The sequence below is a fragment of the Pseudomonas sp. ANT_H12B genome (genome assembly GCF_008369325.1).
Lineage (GTDB): Bacteria > Pseudomonadota > Gammaproteobacteria > Pseudomonadales > Pseudomonadaceae > Aquipseudomonas.
Map to the genome: position 1 here is coordinate 270,018 of NZ_VOBI01000005.1, position 19,347 is coordinate 289,364.

General features: G+C 60.0%; 16 protein-coding genes and 1 pseudogene. 11 read left to right on the forward strand and 6 right to left on the reverse strand.

The annotated features are described in order from the left end of the window. Nucleotides 1–44 precede the first annotated feature (44 nt). The 3 genes from FQ185_RS10860 to FQ185_RS10870 are packed head-to-tail and all read right to left on the reverse strand — an operon-like array spanning nucleotide 45 to nucleotide 5,006. Nucleotides 45–1,952 (reverse strand): ATP-binding protein, encoded by a 1,908-nt coding sequence (locus tag FQ185_RS10860; protein WP_149417432.1) that lies wholly within the window; start codon nucleotides 1,950–1,952, stop codon nucleotides 45–47. Continuing rightward, nucleotides 1,949–2,881 carry an ABC transporter substrate-binding protein gene (locus tag FQ185_RS10865; RefSeq protein ID WP_149417433.1) on the reverse strand — a complete coding sequence of 311 codons (933 nt, stop codon included), beginning with the start codon at nucleotides 2,879–2,881 and terminating at the stop codon, nucleotides 1,949–1,951. The genes FQ185_RS10860 and FQ185_RS10865 overlap by 4 nt, the downstream gene beginning before the upstream one ends. 1 nt (nucleotide 2,882) lies before the next feature. Continuing rightward, nucleotides 2,883–5,006 carry a TonB-dependent siderophore receptor gene (locus FQ185_RS10870; RefSeq protein ID WP_149417434.1) on the reverse strand — a complete coding sequence of 708 codons (2,124 nt, stop codon included), beginning with the start codon at nucleotides 5,004–5,006 and terminating at the stop codon, nucleotides 2,883–2,885. Nucleotides 5,007–5,202: 196 nt separating this feature from the next. On the opposite strand from FQ185_RS10870, the gene FQ185_RS10875 reads away from it, so the two are divergent. The 5 genes from FQ185_RS10875 to FQ185_RS10895 all read left to right on the forward strand — a co-directional run bounded on the left by FQ185_RS10875 (nucleotide 5,203) and on the right by FQ185_RS10895 (nucleotide 9,407). Continuing rightward, a complete protein-coding gene (locus FQ185_RS10875) occupies nucleotides 5,203–6,228 on the forward strand; it encodes an NAD(P)H-dependent glycerol-3-phosphate dehydrogenase (RefSeq protein WP_149417435.1) in 1,026 nt (341 codons plus the stop codon). Between the two features lie 43 nt (nucleotides 6,229–6,271). Beyond that, nucleotides 6,272–6,619, forward strand: coding sequence for a DUF4389 domain-containing protein (locus FQ185_RS10880; protein WP_149417436.1), 348 nt, complete (start codon nucleotides 6,272–6,274; stop codon nucleotides 6,617–6,619). Then, on the forward strand, nucleotides 6,616–7,068 hold the full coding sequence (sixA, locus tag FQ185_RS10885) for a phosphohistidine phosphatase SixA (protein WP_149417437.1): 453 nt from the start codon (nucleotides 6,616–6,618) through the stop codon (nucleotides 7,066–7,068). The genes FQ185_RS10880 and sixA overlap by 4 nt, the downstream gene beginning before the upstream one ends. A gap of 194 nt (nucleotides 7,069–7,262) precedes the next feature. Next, nucleotides 7,263–8,930 carry an AMP-binding protein gene (locus tag FQ185_RS10890; protein ID WP_149417438.1) on the forward strand — a complete coding sequence of 556 codons (1,668 nt, stop codon included), beginning with the start codon at nucleotides 7,263–7,265 and terminating at the stop codon, nucleotides 8,928–8,930. A gap of 33 nt (nucleotides 8,931–8,963) precedes the next feature. Continuing rightward, on the forward strand, nucleotides 8,964–9,407 hold the full coding sequence (locus tag FQ185_RS10895; protein ID WP_149417439.1) for a hotdog fold thioesterase: 444 nt from the start codon (nucleotides 8,964–8,966) through the stop codon (nucleotides 9,405–9,407). Nucleotides 9,408–9,449: 42 nt separating this feature from the next. Here the strand turns inward: FQ185_RS10895 and FQ185_RS10900 are convergent, their stop codons facing one another. Next, nucleotides 9,450–12,248 carry an RHS repeat domain-containing protein gene (locus FQ185_RS10900; protein ID WP_149417440.1) on the reverse strand — a complete coding sequence of 933 codons (2,799 nt, stop codon included), beginning with the start codon at nucleotides 12,246–12,248 and terminating at the stop codon, nucleotides 9,450–9,452. Nucleotides 12,249–12,474: 226 nt separating this feature from the next. Here FQ185_RS10900 and FQ185_RS10905 point away from each other — a divergent pair, with 226 nt between their 5' ends. The 5 genes from FQ185_RS10905 (at nucleotide 12,475) to FQ185_RS10925 (ending at nucleotide 16,780) form a co-directional block, all read left to right on the forward strand. Further along, nucleotides 12,475–13,281 (forward strand): alpha/beta fold hydrolase, encoded by an 807-nt coding sequence (locus FQ185_RS10905; RefSeq protein WP_149417441.1) that lies wholly within the window; start codon nucleotides 12,475–12,477, stop codon nucleotides 13,279–13,281. Next, complete coding sequence (locus FQ185_RS10910; protein WP_149417442.1) at nucleotides 13,278–14,132, forward strand: alpha/beta hydrolase; 855 nt, start codon at nucleotides 13,278–13,280, stop codon at nucleotides 14,130–14,132. The genes FQ185_RS10905 and FQ185_RS10910 overlap by 4 nt, the downstream gene beginning before the upstream one ends. 50 nt (nucleotides 14,133–14,182) lie before the next feature. Next, nucleotides 14,183–14,842, forward strand: a complete 660-nt coding sequence (locus tag FQ185_RS10915) for a glutathione S-transferase family protein (protein ID WP_149417443.1) — start codon at nucleotides 14,183–14,185, stop codon at nucleotides 14,840–14,842. Between the two features lie 8 nt (nucleotides 14,843–14,850). Then, nucleotides 14,851–15,657, forward strand: coding sequence for a DUF4892 domain-containing protein (locus FQ185_RS10920; protein WP_149417444.1), 807 nt, complete (start codon nucleotides 14,851–14,853; stop codon nucleotides 15,655–15,657). 67 nt (nucleotides 15,658–15,724) lie between these two features. Further along, the gene (locus FQ185_RS10925) at nucleotides 15,725–16,780 is read left to right on the forward strand and encodes an AI-2E family transporter (RefSeq protein WP_149417445.1); all 1,056 of its coding nucleotides are present in this window, start codon (nucleotides 15,725–15,727) and stop codon (nucleotides 16,778–16,780) included. Nucleotides 16,781–16,887: 107 nt separating this feature from the next. Here the strand turns inward: FQ185_RS10925 and FQ185_RS10930 are convergent. After that, nucleotides 16,888–17,283: pseudogene (locus FQ185_RS10930) on the reverse strand (response regulator); the annotation flags it as partial. 225 nt (nucleotides 17,284–17,508) lie between these two features. Here FQ185_RS10930 and pyrF point away from each other — a divergent pair. Then, nucleotides 17,509–18,207: an orotidine-5'-phosphate decarboxylase gene (pyrF, locus tag FQ185_RS10935; protein WP_178113519.1), complete on the forward strand. Its 699-nt coding sequence runs from the start codon at nucleotides 17,509–17,511 to the stop codon at nucleotides 18,205–18,207. Nucleotides 18,208–18,274: 67 nt separating this feature from the next. On the opposite strand, the gene FQ185_RS10940 is transcribed toward pyrF, so the two are convergent. Further along, nucleotides 18,275–19,279, reverse strand: a complete 1,005-nt coding sequence (locus FQ185_RS10940) for an NADP-dependent oxidoreductase (RefSeq protein ID WP_149417447.1) — start codon at nucleotides 19,277–19,279, stop codon at nucleotides 18,275–18,277. Nucleotides 19,280–19,347: the final 68 nt, after the last annotated feature.

Consider the following 19,347-nt stretch of genomic DNA (forward strand, 5'->3'; position numbering starts at 1 on the left):
ACTTTCGCCTTTCACGCCAGTCGCAGATAGCCGAAAGGCCTGCACTACTGCACCCAGCGCTGCAGAATTTGCTGCAGATCTGTGCGTTTGAAGGGCTTGGCCAGGTAATCGTTCATTCCCGCCGATAAACAGGCTTCGCGGTCGCCCTGCAAGGCATTGGCGGTCAAAGCGATGATCGGCACGTCAGCGCAGCCGGGCAATTGGCGAATCTGCCGGGTGGCCTCGTAGCCGTCGATAATCGGCAGTCGGCAGTCCATCAGAATCGCTTCGTAGATCAGACTTTCGGCACTGCGCACCGCCTGCGCGCCATCGGTGGCGACGCTGACAGTAAAGCCCAGACTGCGCAACATTGCTTCGATGACTGTCTGGTTGACCGGATTGTCCTCCACCAGCAGCACGTTGCGTCCTTCGCCTTCGCCATCACCGTTGCCGGTGTGGGCACGCGGCGCGAGCACGGGCAACGTCTGTTTATAGCGCGCCAGCGGGATTTCCAGGGTGAACACCGACCCACGACCTTCCTCGCTCTGGGCGCGCAAGGTGCCGCCCATTCGTTCGGCCAGGGTGCGGGCAATCGGCAAACCCAGCCCGGTACCGCCGTAACGCCTTGAAATAGAACTGTCGGCCTGCTGGAAGGCGTTGAACATCAATTCCAGGCTTTCGGCCGAGATACCGATCCCGCTGTCGCGCACGGTGCAGGTGAACCACAACAGTTCGTGATCCAGCGACTGCCACTGCGGTTCGATGGTGACGCGGCCCTGCTCGGTGAACTTCAGCGCATTGCCGACCAGGTTCACCAGAATCTGCCGGATGCGCGTCGGGTCGCCCTGAACCTGCAGCACGCGCATGTCGTCGGGAATCAATAGTGCCAGGTCGAGCCCACGTTGCGCGGCGCTGTGCTGGAACGACTGGGCACAACTGCTGATCAAGTCCACCAGGTTGAATGGGATGTGCTCCAGTTCCAGTTCCGAACGCTCGATGCGCGAGAAATCGAGGATGTCATTGATGACCTTGAGCAGGTGTTCGGTGGACTCCGAGGCGAGCGCCGCGTATTCGACCTGCTCCTCGGTCATGTCGGTGGTTTCCAACAGTTGCAGCATGCCCAGCACGCCATTCATCGGCGTGCGCAGTTCGTGGCTCATCATTGCGAGGAAATCGGACTTGGCGTTATTGGCCTTTTCCGCTTCCTCGCGGGTCTGGATCAACTGCGCCATCGCTTGATGCTGTTCGCGACTGGCTTGTTCGAGACCGTCGGCGAGGTTGTTGATGTGTTGCGACAGCGCGCCCAGTTCGGTGTCGTCGACAATCGGCAGCGGGGTTTTGTAATCGCCGTCCTGGATTGCCTTGACCGCGTTGCCAATGTCGCGGATCGGTTGCGACAGGCTACCGGCCAGGCGTCGGGCGACCAGAAAGGTAAACAGCAACGCGAACAACGCCAGGATCCCGGCCTTGAACAGGATTTCCTGCTGGCGTTGGCTGAACGCATCATTGGACAGGCCGACGATCACCCGACCCAGATAGTCCTCGGCGGGGGCCGCGTTGGCGACTTTGCTGCCCTGGAAAAAATCATTGTGCAGCGGGATCCGTTGCAGCCGCACCGGCGCCTGGAACACTTCAACCTGGTGCGAGCGGGTATGGGTTTCCGACGGTTGCTCGACGTACACCAGAATCCGGTTGGCACTGTCCTGGACTTCGAGGAAACGCACATTGGGTGTGGCCAGGGTGGCCTTGAGCAAACTTTCGAGTACCTCGTTGTTGCCCGAGATCACCCCGTACTCGGTCGCCGGCGCCAGTTGGTTGGCGATCAGCTGACCGGTGTGATTGAGCTCCTGGCGCAGGTCCTGGATCCGCACAAAGGTGAAGAAGCTGATCAACAGCAGCGTCAGCAACAGGGCCGGGCCGAGGCTGATGATTTGGGTGCGGGTGTTGATGTCCCAACGACGACGGAAGGTCATGGGCGGCGTTCTCCTGCGGCCAACTGTGTTGCGACAAACGCATCAGGCATCTGTTCAATACCTAATGAACGAGCCACCTGCGGGTTACTCAAGACTTTGAAGTGTTGCGGGTAATGCGCGCGTGGCCAGGTCGACGGCGGCCGGTCGAGCATGTCGTTGAGGATCTCCAGCCAGTCACTCTGATCGCTGTAAGTGCTGGCCAGGCTGCCAGCCTTGACGAATCCGGGGTTGGGACCGATCAGCGCCATTTGCCGCGCGTAACTGCTGAGCAGCAGGTTCTTCGCGGTTTTCGGGTTGTACAAGTCCGGATCGTCCAGGCCCAGCAACACGTCGCTGTTTTTCAGCAGAGTCTGCAACGGACGGCTGTCATTGGTGTTTTCCCAGCGCTCGGTAATCACCTCAAGGCCCAGGGACAGGCCGGCCTGGCGCAGTTCTTTCAAGAGGAATTCGCTGTGGCTGTCGTAGAGCACACCCACGCGTTTGGCATGGGGCAGGAGGAGTCGGGTCAGGCGCAATTGCCGATCCAGAGGCGGATCGCTCCAGAGCAGGCTGAGGTGTGAGGGCAGAGCGGCACCCAATCGCTGGCGGGCTTGCAGACGGCTGATGCGCAGGACTAGCGTCGCCGGGCCTTGGGAGTCTTGCAGGCGCCAGTCGAGGCTCGGCAGGTCGAGCAGAATCAAACGGGTGCTGCCGGTCAATTTGCCTGGCGCCGGCAGGTTGGCCAGTGTCTGGAAACGCACGCTGTCGTCAGGGCGCATCTCGCGCAGGGCCTGGGCGAAGGATTGCGCGCCGGGGCTGTCTTCGGCGCCGGTCAGCAGAATGTCTGCGGCCCGTGCTGACAGGCTACACAACAGCCCGACAAACACCAGGCACAGCCCGGCGAGCAAGTGGCCAAGGATTGGCGTCTTCCGTGACGGACCATTGGGCATCTTAGAATTCCAGCTCCGCGCTGAAGAAAATCACCTGACGCTCGTCGTAGTTGTTGTCGACGAAAGTGGTGGGTTGATTGTCGAGGCGTTGTTGGAGCACTCCAGCCAGTTCCAGATTGGCCTTGCCCAGTCCAATGCGTTTTGCGATGCGCGTGTCGACCCGTTCGAAGCGGTAGCCGTTGAGGGCGTCGTCGCCATAGTAGAAGAGCGCGCTGTTCCAGCCGTGGCCCCAGTCTCGCAGCCAACCGGCGGAGCCGCTGTTACGTGCGGTCTGTTGCGCATCCAGCGGGTTGCTCGCCTCGGCATCGACGTAGGCATAGGTCAGGCGCAGGCGGTCGGCGCTGCTGATTCTCCAGTCAATCTGGGTTTCCGCCCCCGAGAAGCGTGAGCGGTTTGAGTTGCTGGCGATGTACTGATTGTTGCGCAGCGGTTCGCTGATCATGCCGGTGATTTCGTCGTAGAACAGCTTCACATCGACCGCCAGCCCCCAGTCGGCAAAGTAACCGTTGTAGCCCAGTTCCCGGGAGCGCATGTGTTCCTGTTCGAGGTCGCCGGGGCCGCGGGTCTTGACAAAATAGCGGGCGCTGGTCTGGCCATAGGCGCTGGGCCGCAGGTTGGTCACCTGATAGCTCCAGTTGACGTTGTTCTCGAACATGTCCGGTGAACGGATGGCTTGCGAGTACACCGCTCGCAGACCATGACGCGGGTTGATCAGGTAATTGACCGCCACTCGCGGGCTCAGCGAGCTGCCGATCAATTGCGTGTCTTCATACATCGCACCGCCCTGTAGCAACCAGTGCTCGGTGGCGCGCCACTCAAGTTGGCCGAACGCCCGCCAGGTAGTGTCGTCGAGGATGCCATTGAAGTAGGTCTCGGAATCTGCCCGGTCGTAACGATAGTTCATGCCGCTGACCAATCGCAGACTGTCGGACAGGCTGAGGGTGTCCTGCAATTCGAGGTCGTAGCGCGTCTCTCGGGTGCTCTGGTCGATGTCGCCACAGATTGTTTGTCGGGCGCCGTTTTTCCATTGGTCCAGTACCCGATTGCCCAACGCCCGTTCGGCCGGTGTGCCTGCCGGTGCGCCGGGGCCGGTGAAGCGCTCCATGTTGCGCGCCAGGCGTTCGGTGTAATTGGGGTTGAGTTGCCACAGCTCGGTCAACTCCGGGCTGAACGAGACCTCGGCGTCGCAGGCGCGCCAGGTCTGCTGACGATCCCAGTGCTGGGCCGAGCCCTGGATATAAAGGCTGTGCTCGGGATTGATGTCGAGGTTCCAGCGCAAGGAGCCGGCGTAGTCCTTGGCGATGACGTCGGAATTGTTCCCGGCGTCGGTAATCCCCGAGAATACCGGGCGGTAGGTATACGGCCGCTGATTGGTCCCGTTCTTGGCATTCAATTGCCAGTCGATGCTCTGTTGCTCGTTGAGCGTCTGGCTGACGGCGAGGTTGAAGCGGTTCAAGCGGCGACTGTCGCGGTAGTCGGCGCCATTGCGGTCCGAGTCGAAGCCGTCGTCTTCTTGGCCAGACAGCGACAGACGCAAATCGCCGCCGTCCCAACCCACGCCCTGGCTGGCGTAAAAGTCGTCGATGCCGCGCTGCCCTCGGGTGATTTTCATCCGCGTGCCGTGGCTGTCTGCCGGGTTGCGCGTGATGATGTTGACCACCGCCATCAGCGCATTGGCGCCATAGCTGACAGTATTGGGTCCGCGGAAAACCTCGATGCGCTCGATGTCTTCCATGGCTACCGGAATGTCACTCCAGTCCACCGTGGACAAGCCTGCGCGGTACACCGAGCGGCCATCGATCAGCACTTGCATGCGCCGTGCTTCAGTCGCATTGGTGCCGTGATAGTTCACCGCCGCCTGGTTGCCACTGATGTTACCGACCATCATCCCCGGCACCAGTCGCAGCAACTCGCTGATATCCCGGGCACCACTGGCGTTGATCAGTTCGCTGTCGATCACCGTCATGCTTCCCGGTACTGCGGCCGGCGACTGCTTGAGTCGCGTAGCGGTCAGCACTTGCGGCAGTGGTTCACTGTCGAGGAACAAGTCGTCGGCCAGCAATGGCGGGCTGAAAATCAGAGCCAGAACCAGCGGCGAGCGAGATGATGGAGAGCCAAACGACACGACACATCCTTGATAGCGAGCAATTGGCGCGCATGTTAACCGAGCGCAATGACTTTTCCAGTCACGTTGTGGGCATTTTCCTCGGTTTTCTTGGTCTTCTGCCTACAAGTGCCGGTAATTGATGCTGGGGCTGGCCGCCACTGGGCCGCTCCGTATAATGCCGACATCGCCACTGCTATGGATTAACGGATTGCATATGACTGAACAGCGCCCAATTGCGGTCCTGGGAGGCGGAAGTTTTGGTACCGCCGTGGCTAATTTGTTGGCCGAGAACGGGCATCAGGTCCTGCTGTGGATGCGTGACCCCGAGCAGGCCGAGGCCATTCGGGTCAATCGCGAGAACCCGCGTTACCTCAAAGGCATCAAGATTCTCCCGGCGGTCGAGGCGGTCACCGACCTGCTGGCCACTCTGGAAGCCTGCGACCTGTGTTTTGTCGCGCTGCCATCGAGCGCGCTGCGGTCGGTACTGGCACCTCACGCTGAACGTTTGAGCGGCAAGTTGCTGGTAAGCCTGACCAAAGGCATCGAGGCCCACACGTTCAAACTGATGAGCGAGATTCTTGACGACATCGCCCCGCAAGCGCGCATCGGTGTTCTGTCCGGGCCGAACCTGGCCCGTGAAATCGCCGAGCACGCGCTGACCGCCACGGTGGTCGCCAGCGAAGACGAAGAGCTGTGCCAGCGGGTTCAGGAAGCGCTGCACGGTCGCACCTTTCGCGTGTACGCCAGCGCCGACCGTTTCGGCGTGGAATTGGGCGGGGCGCTGAAAAACGTCTACGCAATCATCGCCGGCATGGCCGTGGCGCTGGGCATGGGCGAAAACACCAAGAGCATGCTGATCACCCGGGCACTGGCAGAAATGACCCGCTTCGCGGTGAATCAGGGCGCCAACCCGATGACCTTTCTGGGGCTGGCGGGCGTGGGCGATCTGATCGTGACCTGCTCGTCGCCGAAAAGCCGTAACTATCAGGTCGGGTTCGCTCTCGGCCAGGGCTTGAGCCTGGAAGACGCGGTGACGCGCCTGGGTGAAGTTGCCGAAGGGGTGAACACCCTCAAGGTGCTCAAGGCCAAGGCTCAGGAGGTTGGCGTGTATATGCCGCTGGTCGCCGGGCTGCACGCGATTCTGTTCGAAGGGCGCACGCTTGATCAGGTGATTGCGCTGTTGATGCGCGCCGAACCGAAGACCGACGTCGACTTTATTTCCACCAGCGATTTCAAATGAATTTATCGACAGCCGACCGATCTACAGAGTCAGGGAGCGAGACATGAACGATCCGAAAACAGAAGCCAAGTACGAATCCATCCTGCTGCGGGTGTTGTGGATGATCGTCTTCTTGCTGGTCTGGCAAGTGGCGCAATTCATCCTCGGCGCCGTGGTGCTGGTGCAGTTGATCTATCGTTTGATCTATGGCGCCCCGAGCGCCAGCCTGATGAACTTCGGCGACAGCCTGAGCCAGTTCCTGGCGCAGATCGGTCGGTTCGGCAGCTTCCACAGCGACCAGAAACCCTGGCCGTTCGCCGATTGGCCAACGCCGCGTACACCGGAAGGTGAAGCGCCGCACGTCGTGGCACCGGCACCGCACCCGGCCCGAGATGAGGAGCCAAAACTATGAAACTCTGGGTATTGCGTCATGGTGAAGCCGAGCCACACGGCAAGCGTCCTGATTCGGAACGGGCACTGACCGCTCATGGTCGTGAAGAAGTTCTGCGCACTGCCGCCGAGTTGGCCGGCAAGCCGCTGACCGCGATCTATGCCAGCCCTTACCTGCGAGCGCAAGAGACTGCAGAAATTGTGCGTACGGCGCTGAATTTCGCGCCGGAGATTCGCACCGTCGACTGGCTGACCCCCGACAACCGCCCGCAAGCGGTGGCGGAGCAGTTGGTGTCTGTCGATCATGCGCTGCTGGTCAGTCATAACCCGCTGGTGGGCAAGCTGTTGGGTTACTTGCAGCACGGCCATGAGCAAGCCCCGGAAGCGGTGAAAACTGCCGGCCTTGCCGAGCTTGAAGGCGATTTGCCGCTGGCCGGGGCGATGAAGCTCAAAGGCATCAAGCACCCGTAACCGCTTTTGTGGGAGCGTGGCTTGCCCGCGATGGCATCGCTTCAGTCCATCTTATAAACCGCAATGCCTGCATCGCGGACAAGCCCGGCTCCCACAGGACCGGTGTCGTTACTGATTTTTGTGTGAAATAGTCAACCAAGCAACTGCTTGGTTGACTACGCTTGCTCCAGACCAAAAACAAAGGAGCGAGTCGCATGTCTGCTGCTTTTCGTTTGCCGCTGGACGTCTTCTACGAGCGCGAAGCCCGCCATCCCCGCCAGCGCTTTCTGGTCCAGCCTGTGGGCGGCGGACAGGTCGAGACCCTGACCTGGGCGGACGTCGGTCATCAGGCCCGCTGCGCTGCGCACTGGCTACGGGCGCGCGAACTGCCGCAAGGCAGCCACATCGCCCTGATCTCGAAAAACTGCGCCCACTGGATCATTGCCGACCTGGCGATCTGGATGGCCGGCCATGTGTCGGTGCCGCTGTACCCGAACCTCACCGCTGAGTCCGTCGCGCAGGTGCTTGAACACTCCGAAGCGGCGCTGGCGTTTATCGGCAAACTCGATGACTGGCCAGGCATGTCTCGCGGGGTCAGCCCTTATCTGCCGACGATCAGCCTGCCGTTGCATCCGCAGGGCACGTTCGATTTCAGCTGGGCCGACTTGCAAGCGAGTTCACCGATCCAGGACGACCCCCAACCCGCCGCCGACCAATTGGCGACCATCATTTACACCTCCGGCACCACCGGCCTGCCCAAAGGCGTGATGCACAGCTTCGCCAATCTGGGGTTTGCCACCACCCGCGGCACGCAGTTGTTCGGCCTCAATGAATCGGATCGACTGTTGTCCTACTTGCCGCTGTGCCACGTTGCCGAGCGGATGTTCGTCGAGCTGGCGTCGATCTACACCGGGCAAACCGTGTTCTTTGCCGAGAGCCTCGACACGTTCCTCACTGATTTGCAGCGTGCACGGCCGACTGCGCTGTTCGGCGTGCCGCGAATCTGGACAAAATTCCAGATGGGTGTGTACAGCAAGATCCCGGCCAAGCGTCTCGATTTCCTGCTCGGGCTGCCCTTCATCGGCAAACGGGCAGGGCACAAAGTCCTCGCCGGGCTTGGGCTGGATGCCTTGCGCATCGCTTTGTCCGGCGCCGCGCCGGTGCCGCAAACCTTGTTGCTCTGGTACCGCAAGCTCGGGCTGGATGTACTGGAGGTCTATGGTATGACCGAAAGCTGCGGCTATTCGCACATTTGCCTGCCGGGCCAGAACAAACCCGGCTGGATCGGCAAGCCGTGCCCGGAGGTCGAGGTGCGGATCGCTGAGTCCGGCGAGGTCATGGTGCGTAGCGGCGCGACCATGCTCGGGTATTTCAAGGAGCCCGAGAAAACCGCCGACACCATCACCGAGGACGGCTTCCTGCGCACCGGTGACAAGGGCGAGGAAGACGCCGAAGGCAACCTGCGCCTGACCGGACGCCTGAAGGAAATCTTCAAGACCAGCAAAGGCAAATACGTGGCCCCGGCACCGATCGAGAATCGTCTGGCGGTGCATTCGCGGATCGAACAGGTCTGCGTGGTCGGCGATGGTTTGAGCGCGCCGCTGGGCTTGTGCGTGCTCTCGGCGGTCGGGCAGCAGGACGCTGGCGGAACGGCGCGCGCAGGTCTGCATTCAAGTCTGGAAAAACTCCTGGAGGAGGTCAACGGTGCCCTCGACAAACATGAGCGCTTGCGCCGTCTGGTGGTGGTCAAGGACAGTTGGGCGGTGGAAAACGGCTTCCTGACGCCGACCTTGAAGATCAAGCGCAACGTGATCGAAGCAACGTATGGCGCCCGTTTCGAAGAATGGAGCGAGCGCAGCGAAGCGGTGCTGTGGCAGGATTGAGCCACGAATAAAACCAACAAAGGAAAATCTGCGATGAGTCTGTGGCGTACCACTCCCAACATCGAGCAGTTGAACGCAATCCAGAAAAACACCATCGGCGAAGTGCTGGATATTCGCTTCGAAGCCTTCGATGAAGAGTCCCTGACCGCGAGCATGGTCATCGACCACCGCACTCACCAGCCTTACGGCTTGCTGCACGGCGGCGCCTCGGTGGTGCTGGCCGAATCCGTCGGCTCCATGGCCAGCTACCTGTGCATCGATGCCAGCAAATTTTATTGCGTGGGCCTGGAAATCAACGCCAACCATTTGCGTGGTCTGCGCAGTGGACGGGTGACGGCGGTGGCCAAGCCGATTCACATTGGGCGCACGACACATGTCTGGGATATCCGCTTGACCAGCGATGAGGGCAAGGCCAGTTGTGTGTCGCGGTTGACCATGGCGGTTGTGCCGTTGGGGCAAACACCGCCGGCTCGTTGAGATTCAGTGGGGCCGGCGGCGAAGAGATATCGGTGCGCAGCCTCAACCTTTCGGGCGTGTCTGCTGGTAGCTGTATTTCTGCGGTTTCAACCGGACAGAGTGTGGAACCAGTACCTGAGGGCGATAGAGGTCATTCATCAGCCTGTCAGCAGGCACATCGTAGAGGGTGTCTCCGGCATCCTCGGCGTAGTTCAGAACATCAATCATGACGTTGAGCCCCATCCCGCGAATCATGTCCTCGCCCACGAACATTGCCCCATGACGTTGAGTGTCTTCATCCTCGTTGTCCCTCAAAGCGAAGTCTCTTCCGTATGCACGAGCATCTTTTACCCAGGCAGGAGCTCCCTTTGGCCGGCTGGCTGGGAGAATGATATCGAGACTCTGAAGCAGGGAATATTGCGCCTGACCACTGTCCTGCAATGTCGAAAAAGGAGTCCTGTAGCGTTTGTCGCCGAATCGGCTGCTGGGTTTGGCCGGCTCTCTTTGCGCCTCCAGTGAGAAGAAAACAAAGTCGTCGGTTCCCAGTGAGGTCAAGTCGCCCTCAGCTGTATTGTTTTCATTGAAAATCAGCTGACGTTCGACAAGTTGTTTTCTGGAATAGAGTTCAACCACATCGTTTTTGCGAAGATCCTTGTCGGAAAAATGGACGAGGTGGAAGGGGCTTTTACTGAATTCATCGAGAAAAAGTGCCTCGGCGGACTCGAGTTCGATTGATTCACTAAGCCGATCTTCAAGCTGCCTGATGTTTTTCCCTGACTGCTGCTGAAAGGTCGTCAGGCCATCATCTCCCGTATCAAGCTGCCGCCATGCACTCCCTTGGCTCAACATATGATTGAAGGCTTCGATCGCCTGTTGAGGGTTGCGGCCGTCAGGGTCGAAAAGGGTCACGGGATTGCTTCGGACAAACTGATAAAGGTTCAGGCCATCGACGGTCCCCGCCGGGTCGGGATTGAGCCAGCGTTGCCACCAGGGCGAGTAGTACCTGGCACCGTAATAATACAAGCCGGTTGCATCGCGCTCTTTGCCACAGTAGCGAAGGGTTGAATAACCGGCCTCTATCCTGTCGCTCCCGGCCCACCACGCCGTTCCTCCGTACGGATAGTAACGTTCCAGACTGATCAGCTTTGCCTGGTCGTTCAACACCAAAGTGCTGGAGCCCAGATGATCGTTCAGGGAGTAGCGCAGTTGGTTCGTGGCAACGGCTGATGGACCACCTTTTTCCCAGTGGAAAATCTGCACGGTGCAATGCCCGGCAGGCACTGAAATGACGTGCAGGATTTCATCAGGCGACTTGCGGATTTCAAGGCCGGGTAAATATCGCACCTCGTGAGTGCGCGTTAAGGTGCCGGTAGAAGCGATACGGATTTTCCGTTGGCGCAGACCGGCCTCGTCGTAAATGTAAATTTCAGAGTCGTTCGGTGCGTCTTCACGCACCACCTGATCGACCTGTTGCAGACGGTTATTCAGGCTCCAGATCAGATCCTGACCCGGCAGCAGAAGTTTTTTATTGCCGTTGGCATCGAATCCGGCAGCGATTTCACTTTCGGTGGGTAACTCGCCGTCAGCTTTTTGTACCAGGCCCCGATTGCTGTATTTGGAAATACACATGCGCTGCGTCTGGCTGTGGCTGGCAGCGCTGTGAATCAGTTCGGTCAGGTTGCCAGCGCAATCGTACGAGTAGGTCTGGCGGTAGTTCTCCAGTTGTCCGGGGTCGGGGGGTGATTCAAAGACTGGCTGTTGGGGACCCAACTGGCTTCTGATTCGCTGCCAACCATTTGCCTCGATCAGTTGATACAAAGTGTTGTACGTGAAGGTGTTGGTCGGTTCGACCTTCTGGTTGCGAAAGAAACGGGTGCGCAGGGTTGCGTCGCTGATGCTGAGGATATTGCCGACCCGATCGTAGCGGTAGCTCAGGTGCTGAAGCAGTGGTTTGTCAGGAAGACAGGCCTTGAGCTCCAGCAAGCGACCGTCGCGAGGGCAGTAATGGGCTTCACTGATCACACCATTGCCGGCGGTCTGGCGCTCGATGTTGCCAAAAGCGTTGTAGTGAATGGCGCTCAGCAGTGGTGTTTCTTGCGTTTGCGCGGCGAGTTGCAGGCTTGTCTCGCTGAGTTGACCGGCAACATTCAGGCGTGAGAACCGGACGTTGCCTTGCGCATCTTCCTGGCTGATTGCGAATGCCATGGCATTGTATTTATTTCGGGTTGTCGCGCCGGTGCCGGCTTCGTGCAGCAGGTCTCGCGCGGCTTCGTCAGCGGGCCAGTCCGGCTCGTCCAGTTCTTCGAGAAAATGTCGGGTCTGCTCGATGACTCCGCCAATCAGCGCGAAGACGCTGAAGTGCACCGTGCCGGCACTGTCATCATGACGGATCAGCCGACCACATTGATTGCGCAGCGCAAATGCGCGGCTTGCAACACCATAGGCATAACAGGCACTGGTTCTTGCGAGTTTGCCTGACGCCCGCTCGACAGTTTTGACGGGGCGCAGCAACAAGTCGTAGTGGGTCTGGACCTGAGTGAACAGACTGTCCCAACTCACGAGTTTTTGACCGGCCACACCGAACAACACCAACCGGATTCCCGCGTCCACACTATCGCTGCTAAGGGGATTGCCGGTGAGACTGAAGACCGTCTTCAGGTTGGGTCGGGCATCCGGTTCTGTCTCCAGCAGCTTGAACAGACGAGGGTCCCAACTCACCGTAGGGTGGCCAACGGCATTGTAGAGTTGGCGGTTAACCCGAGGCTCTGGCGTCTTGCCAGGCGCGTCACGGCAGTAAGACACGTTGGCAACGTTGAGCCCTCGCGGGTCCTTTACGGTGACTGTCGGTGTTTGCGCGTGCATGACTGCAGAACTCCCTGAAGAGCGCCGGAACAGGTGCAGTTACTCTCGGTTGCTCCTGGGGTGTCAACTGTCAGAAATAACAGGTAGGTACGATGACCCGGAGAATGCTCCGGTTGTTTTTCATGGCTGAAACGAGGCTGTCATCATTCCTGGCACTTACGGTCATTGCGGTTCGCGACTGGCTTACAGACAATCAACGCCTGTTCTCGCTCATGGATTTGCCGGTATGTCGCAGCAGATATTTTTCGCCCACGCCAATGGTTTTCCTTCGGGTACCTACGGCAAGTTGTTCGCGGCGCTGGCGCCTGAATATCAGGTGACGCATCTGGAACAGCATGCCCACGATCCGCGTTTCCCGGCGGACGACAACTGGCAGAACCTGGTGGACGAACTGATCCATCATCTGAAGCAGCAACCCGAGCCGATCTGGGGCGTGGGCCATTCCTTCGGTGGCGTGTTGCACTTGCACGCGGCGCTGCGTTGCCCTGAACTCTATCGCGGTGTGGTTATGCTCGATTCGCCGGTGCTGACCCGGGCCGATCAGTGGGTCATCCGCGCCGCCAAGCGTTTTGGCTTCATCGATAAGTTGACGCCTGCTGGCCGTACGCTGGGGCGTCGAGAAGAGTTCGCTGACATCGAAAGCGCCCGAAGCTATTTCGCCGGCAAAACCCTGTTTCGCGGCTTCGATCCGGAATGCTTCGATGCTTATCTGCAACACGGCTTGCACAAGGTTGGCGACAAGCTGCGCCTGCGGTTCGACCCGGCCACGGAAATCAGCATCTATCGTGGCGTGCCGCACACCAGCCCCGGCCGCGCACGTCAGCTGAAGGTGCCGCTGGCGGTGGTTCGCGGGCACAAGAGCCGCGTGGTGATGCGCCATCACGCCAATTTCGTCGGGCGCATGCCGTTGGGCGAGTCCCTGACCATGCCCGGTGGCCATATGTTTCCCCTCGAGCGTCCGCAAGACACCGCCACACTGCTGAAAGACCTCTTCAGTCGCTGGGAAGGTCGCCGCCAACAGGATTGCGCATGAGCAGCGTCGTCGAAGAAGTCCGCCTGAGCCTGCCGCATATCGAACTGGCAGCACACCTGTTCGGCCCCGAAGACGGCTTGCCGGTGATCGCTTTGCACGGCTGGCTGGACAACGCCAACAGCTTTGCCCGACTGGCGCCGAAGCTCAAAGGCTTGCGCATTATTGCGCTGGACATGGCCGGTCACGGTCATTCCGGGCATCGTCCGAGCGGTGCCGGTTACGCGTTGTGGGACTACGCCCATGACGTGCTGCAAGTCGCCGAACAACTGGGGTGGAAGCGCTTCGCGCTGCTGGGGCATTCCATGGGTGCGATTGTTTCGCTGGTGCTGGCCGGTTCGTTGCCGGAGCGGGTGACCCATCTGGCGTTGATCGACGGCATCATTCCTCCTACCGACAAAGGCGAAAATGCTGCCGAAAGAATGGGCATGGCCCTGCAAGCGCAGCTGGATTTGCGCGAGAAACGCAAACCGGTCTACAACACGCTCGACCGCGCCATCGAAGCACGCATGAAAGGGCTGGTGGCGGTCAGTCGTGAAGCCGCCGAACTGCTGGCCCAGCGTGGACTGATGCCGGTGCCGGGCGGTTACACCTGGCGCACCGACAACCGCCTCACACTGCCATCGCCGCTGCGACTGACAACCGAACAGGCAATGGCTTTCGTCCAGCGGGTCAGTTGTCCTGCCAAACTGGTGGTCGCTGCCGACGGCATGCTCGCCAAACATCCCGAGTTGCTGGAGCGTCTACCCTTTAGCCGTGAACAGCTGCCCGGCGGCCATCATTTGCACCTGAATGACGAACCCGGCGCCGACCTTGTCGCAGACTGTTTCAATCGGTTTTTCGCCGTTCCTTGACTTGCGCCGGGCAACTGTCGAGGCTGGGCGGGTTGAAATGGGAGACAACCATGATAGATCTCTACACCGCTGCGACCCCGAATGGCCACAAGGTCTCTATCGTGCTCGAGGAACTCGGCCTGCCCTACACGGTGCACGCCTTGAGTTTCGACAAAAAGGAACAGAAGTCCGCGGACTTCCTCAAGATCAATCCCAATGGCCGGATTCCGGCGATTGTCGACCGCGCCAACGGCGATTTTGCCGTGTTCGAATCCGGCGCCATCCTGATTTACCTCGCGGAGCTGAGCGGCAAATTGCTGCCCAAGGACCCCAAGGGGCGCTCGGTGGTATTGCAATGGCTGATGTTCCAGATGGGTGGAATCGGCCCGATGCAGGGTCAGGCGAACGTGTTTTTCCGCTACTTCCCGGAAAAACTCCAGGGCGCCATCGACCGTTACCAGCATGAAACCCGTCGCCTCTACGAAGTGCTCGACACCCGTCTGCAAGACGTAGAGTTTCTGGCGGGTGAGTACAGCATTGCCGACATCGCGACCTTCCCTTGGGTGCGTGGTTACGAGTGGTCGGGCGTTTCGGTGGACGGCTTGCCGGCCTTGCAACGCTGGATGGCAACCATGGAGGCGCGTCCGGCGGTGCAGCGTGGTTTGCTGGTGCCCGAACGCATCGATGACGCCAGCGTCGTCAAGGGTGCCCAGGCCATGCTGATCCGATGAGCCTGACCATGCGTTCACTCAGCCTGCTGGCATTGTGTTGTTCCAGTCCCCTGTTGTTTGCCGCCGATGTCCCGGGTAGCCAGGACCTGCCGATCGTGCCGCGTATTACCGATGCGCAGATCGTCGACTATCGCCCGACGGTAGAGCTTGAGCGGATCTACCCGATGGGTTCGATTCGCAAGATCAGCGGCCAATTGCGTTTCGACGGTCAGGTCAGCGCGCGAGGGCAAACCACCTCGGCGACCTACGAACTGCCGCCTGAACATTCCTCTAACGATGCCTTTACCGCTGCTCGTGAAGCCCTGCAGAAGCAGGACGCCGAGCTGCTGTTCTGGTGCCAGGCGCGTGATTGCGGTGAAAGCAGCCTGTGGGCCAATGAAGTCTTCAGCAACGCCAAGCTCTATGGCGCTGATGATCAGCAGGCGTATCTGCTGCTGCGTCTGGCGGCGCCACAGGACAACACACTGGTTGCGCTTTACAGCATCACCCGCGGCAATCGCAAAGCCTATCTGCATGTCGAACAGTTCGACGCCGCTGCGCCGCTGGGCGATTTGCTGCCGACTTCTGCAACCTTGCTTAGAGAACTCAAAAGCACCGGTGAACTCGATTTCCCCAAACTGACCGGAGATCCTGACGATACCTGGCTGCGCCTGATCTCCCGCGGGTTGAATCTGGACACCACGTTGCGGATCAGTGTTTCCGGGCCGAAAGCCGAAGTCTGGCGTCAGGCACTGATCGGGCAGGGCGTGCGTACCGCCCGGATGGAAGCCGGCAGTGTCGAAGGCTCTGGTTTGCACATCGAACTGTTGCGATAAGCTTCACCTGGCGAGCGCGCTTGCGCGTTCGCCTACTCTTTTGCGAACTGACTTTTTCGAGATTCAAATGATCAATAATGATCGGCTGTTGGTGCAGGTCCTGCTCCTGGTGCTGTTTGGCGCGAGCTTCTGGGTGATGGCGCCGTTCTGGTCGGCGCTGTTCTGGGGCGCGGTGCTGGCGTTTGCCAGTTGGCCGCTGATGCGTTTGCTGACTCATTGGCTCAATGGTCGCGAGTCTCTGGCGGCGGCATTGCTGACGTTGGGGTGGATGTTAGTGGTGGCGGTGCCGTTGGTTTGGCTTGGGTTCAACCTGGCGGACCATGTGCGCGATGCGACGGCGTTCATCAAGGATGTGCAGGTCGATGGCCTGCCTGAGGCGCCTGTCTGGCTGGGCAGTGTTCCGTTGGTCGGCGAACGGCTGGTGGGGATCTGGAACAGCATCGATCAGCAGGGCGCGGCGATGATGGTGGCGGTCAAACCTTATCTGGGGCAGGTCGGCAACTGGTTGCTGGCGCGCAGTGCACAGATTGGCGGCGGGATTCTCGAGCTGACGCTGAGTATCGTCTTCGTGTTCTTTTTCTACCGTGACGGGCCGCGTTTGGCGGGGTTTGTTCACGGGTTGCTGGAGCGGCTGATTGGTGACCGCGCCGGGTATTACATTGAGCTGGTGGCCGGTACGGTGCAGCGGGTGGTGAACGGTGTCATCGGGACGGCGGCGGCGCAGGCGGTACTGGCGTTGATCGGGTTCTTGATTGCAGGGGTTCCCGGGGCGCTGGTGCTCGGTATTGTGACCTTCCTGCTGAGTCTGATTCCGATGGGGCCGCCATTGGTGTGGATTCCCGCCACAGCCTGGCTGGCCTGGAAGGGTGAGTATGGGATGGCGGTGTTTCTCGGGTGTTGGGGGACGTTCATCATTAGTGGGGTCGACAACGTGCTTAAGCCTTACCTGATCAGTCGGGGTGGGAATTTGCCGTTGGTGATTGTGCTGCTTGGGGTGTTTGGTGGGTTGATTGCCTTTGGGTTTATCGGTCTGTTCATTGGCCCGACGTTGTTGGCCGTGGCCTACAGCTTGCTGACCGACTGGAGCAAGAGCCAGTCGCGGGTTGAAGATCGCCGCCCCTGATCCGCCGCCAGGGACGCTCCGCGTTCCACTTCGGGATGTGACGCAGAGCGTCACGGGATGCATTCCCACGCAGAGTGTGGGAACGATCAAGCCTGTGAAGGTTTATGCAGGCCGATGATCCGGTCGGTGGGTTCGCAGCGGGCGGTGAGCATCAGAATCGGGATGTCCGACTCGGCGCACAGCCAGCGGCACAGCGACAAACCATCTTCGCCGGGCAGCATCAGGTCGAGCACCACCACGTCGAAATGCTCCCCTTGCAGCGCCAGGCGCATCGCGGTGCCGTCGGTGACGCCGCTGGCGTGAATGTTGAACCGGGCCAGGTAGTCGATCATCAGTTCACGGATCGGGACGTCATCGTCGACGATCAGGGCGCGAATGTTCCAGCGTTTGTCGTCGGTCGGCGCTTTTTGATCGTCGTTGATGGGGGGCTGTGCATGCGTGCGTTCATCTGCCAGGTAGGCTGCCAACCACAAAGATAGGCCGCGAGGTTGTGGCTTCAGCATAGGCGTCCAGCCATTAGGCGGAAGTGCTGTAAGGACGTGTTGCGGCTGGCGAGGGTAGCGGGCAAGGGTGTTGTAGACGTGTCGGCTGTGTATCGAGCTCGACACAATTGCTCAAAAGGTTAGTCTTGGCTGAGCCGCTTCGACGATTTACCGATCATCGGGTCCCGCAGCGGCGCCGGTTCCGCTACAATGCGCGCCGATTTCGACCTGCCTGAGAGCCCACTCATGTCCGCCTGCCAGACTCCTATCATCGTCGCCCTGGATTTCCCCACCCGTGACGCCGCACTGAAGCTGGCCGATCAGTTGGACCCAAAGCTGTGCCGGGTCAAAGTCGGCAAAGAACTGTTCACCAGTTGCGCTTCGGAAATCGTCGGTACCCTGCGTGACAAGGGTTTCGAAGTATTCCTGGACCTCAAGTTCCACGACATCCCGAACACCACCGCCATGGCCGTCAAGGCTGCTGCGGAAATGGGCGTGTGGATGGTCAACGTGCACTGCTCCGGTGGCCTGCGCATGATGGCCGCGTGCCGCGAAGTGCTCGACCAGCGTACCGGCCCGAAACCGCTGCTGATCGGCGTGACCGTGCTGACCAGCATGGAGCGTGAAGATCTGGTGGGTATCGGCCTGGATATTGAGCCGCAAGAGCAAGTGTTGCGTCTGGCTGCACTGGCGGAAAAAGCCGGGATGGACGGTCTGGTGTGCTCGGCCCTGGAAGCCCAGGCCCTGAAAGCGGCTCACCCGTCGCTGCAACTGGTGACCCCGGGGATTCGTCCGGCCGGCAGCGCACAGGACGATCAGCGCCGTATTCTGACCCCGCGTCAGGCGCTGGATGCAGGTTCCGATTATCTGGTGATTGGCCGTCCGATCAGCCTGGCGGCGGATCCTGCCAAGGCGTTGGCCGATGTAGTCGCCGAAATTGCCTAAACACCGCTAAACCTGTGGGAGCGGGCAAGCCCGCTCCCACAGGGTTTTGATTTAGTCAGTTACAGCGTTAAACCTTCAACACCAACTTCCCGAAATTCTCGCCGCTGAACAGCTTCATCAGCGTCTCCGGGAACGTCTCCAGACCTTCCGCAATGTCTTCCTTGCTCTTGAGTTGCCCCTTGGCCATCCAGCCGGCCATCTCCTGCCCGGCAGCGGCGAACTGCGCGGCATAGTCCATCACCACAAAGCCTTCCATCCGCGCACGGTTGACCAGCAACGACAAATAGTTGGCCGGGCCTTTGACCGCTTCCTTGTTGTTGTACTGGCTGATAGCGCCGCAAATTACCACGCGTGCCTTCATGTTCAGACGGCTCAACACCGCGTCGAGAATATCGCCGCCGACGTTATCGAAGTACACGTCGACCCCCTTTGGGCATTCGCGCTTGAGGCCGGCATGGACGTCTTCGTTTTTGTAATCGATAGCGCCATCAAAACCCAGTACGTCGATCAGGAACTGGCACTTGTCTGCGCCACCGGCAATCCCGACCACGCGGCAACCTTTGATTTTGGCAATTTGCCCGGCAATGCTGCCCACCGCACCGGCAGCGCCCGACAGCACCACGGTGTCACCGGCCTTGGGAGCGCCGACGTCGAGCAGGGCGAAGTAGGCGGTCATCCCGGTCATGCCCAGTGCGGACAAGTAGCGCGGCAGCGGCGCCAGTTTCGGATCGACTTTATAGAAGCCTCGTGGCTCGCCGAGGAAGTAATCCTGCACACCCAGGGCACCGTTCACGTAATCCCCAACTGCAAACCCCGGATTGTTTGAGGCAACGACTTTGCCTACACCCAATGCTCGCATGACTTCGCCGATTCCCACCGGCGGGATGTAGGACTTGCCCTCGTTCATCCAGCCACGCATGGCCGGGTCCAGGGACAGGTATTCGTTTTTGACCAGGATCTGACCCGCAGCCGGCTCGCCGACCGGTACTTCCTGATAGGTGAAGGTCTCGCGGGTCGCCGCGCCCACCGGTCGTTTGGCAAGCAGGAACTGGCGATTGGTCTGGGTAGTCATGACAGGCACTCAAGATGAATGAAGCCTTGTTGATAGACCTTCATCATCGAAGCCGCAAGTTTGGCTGA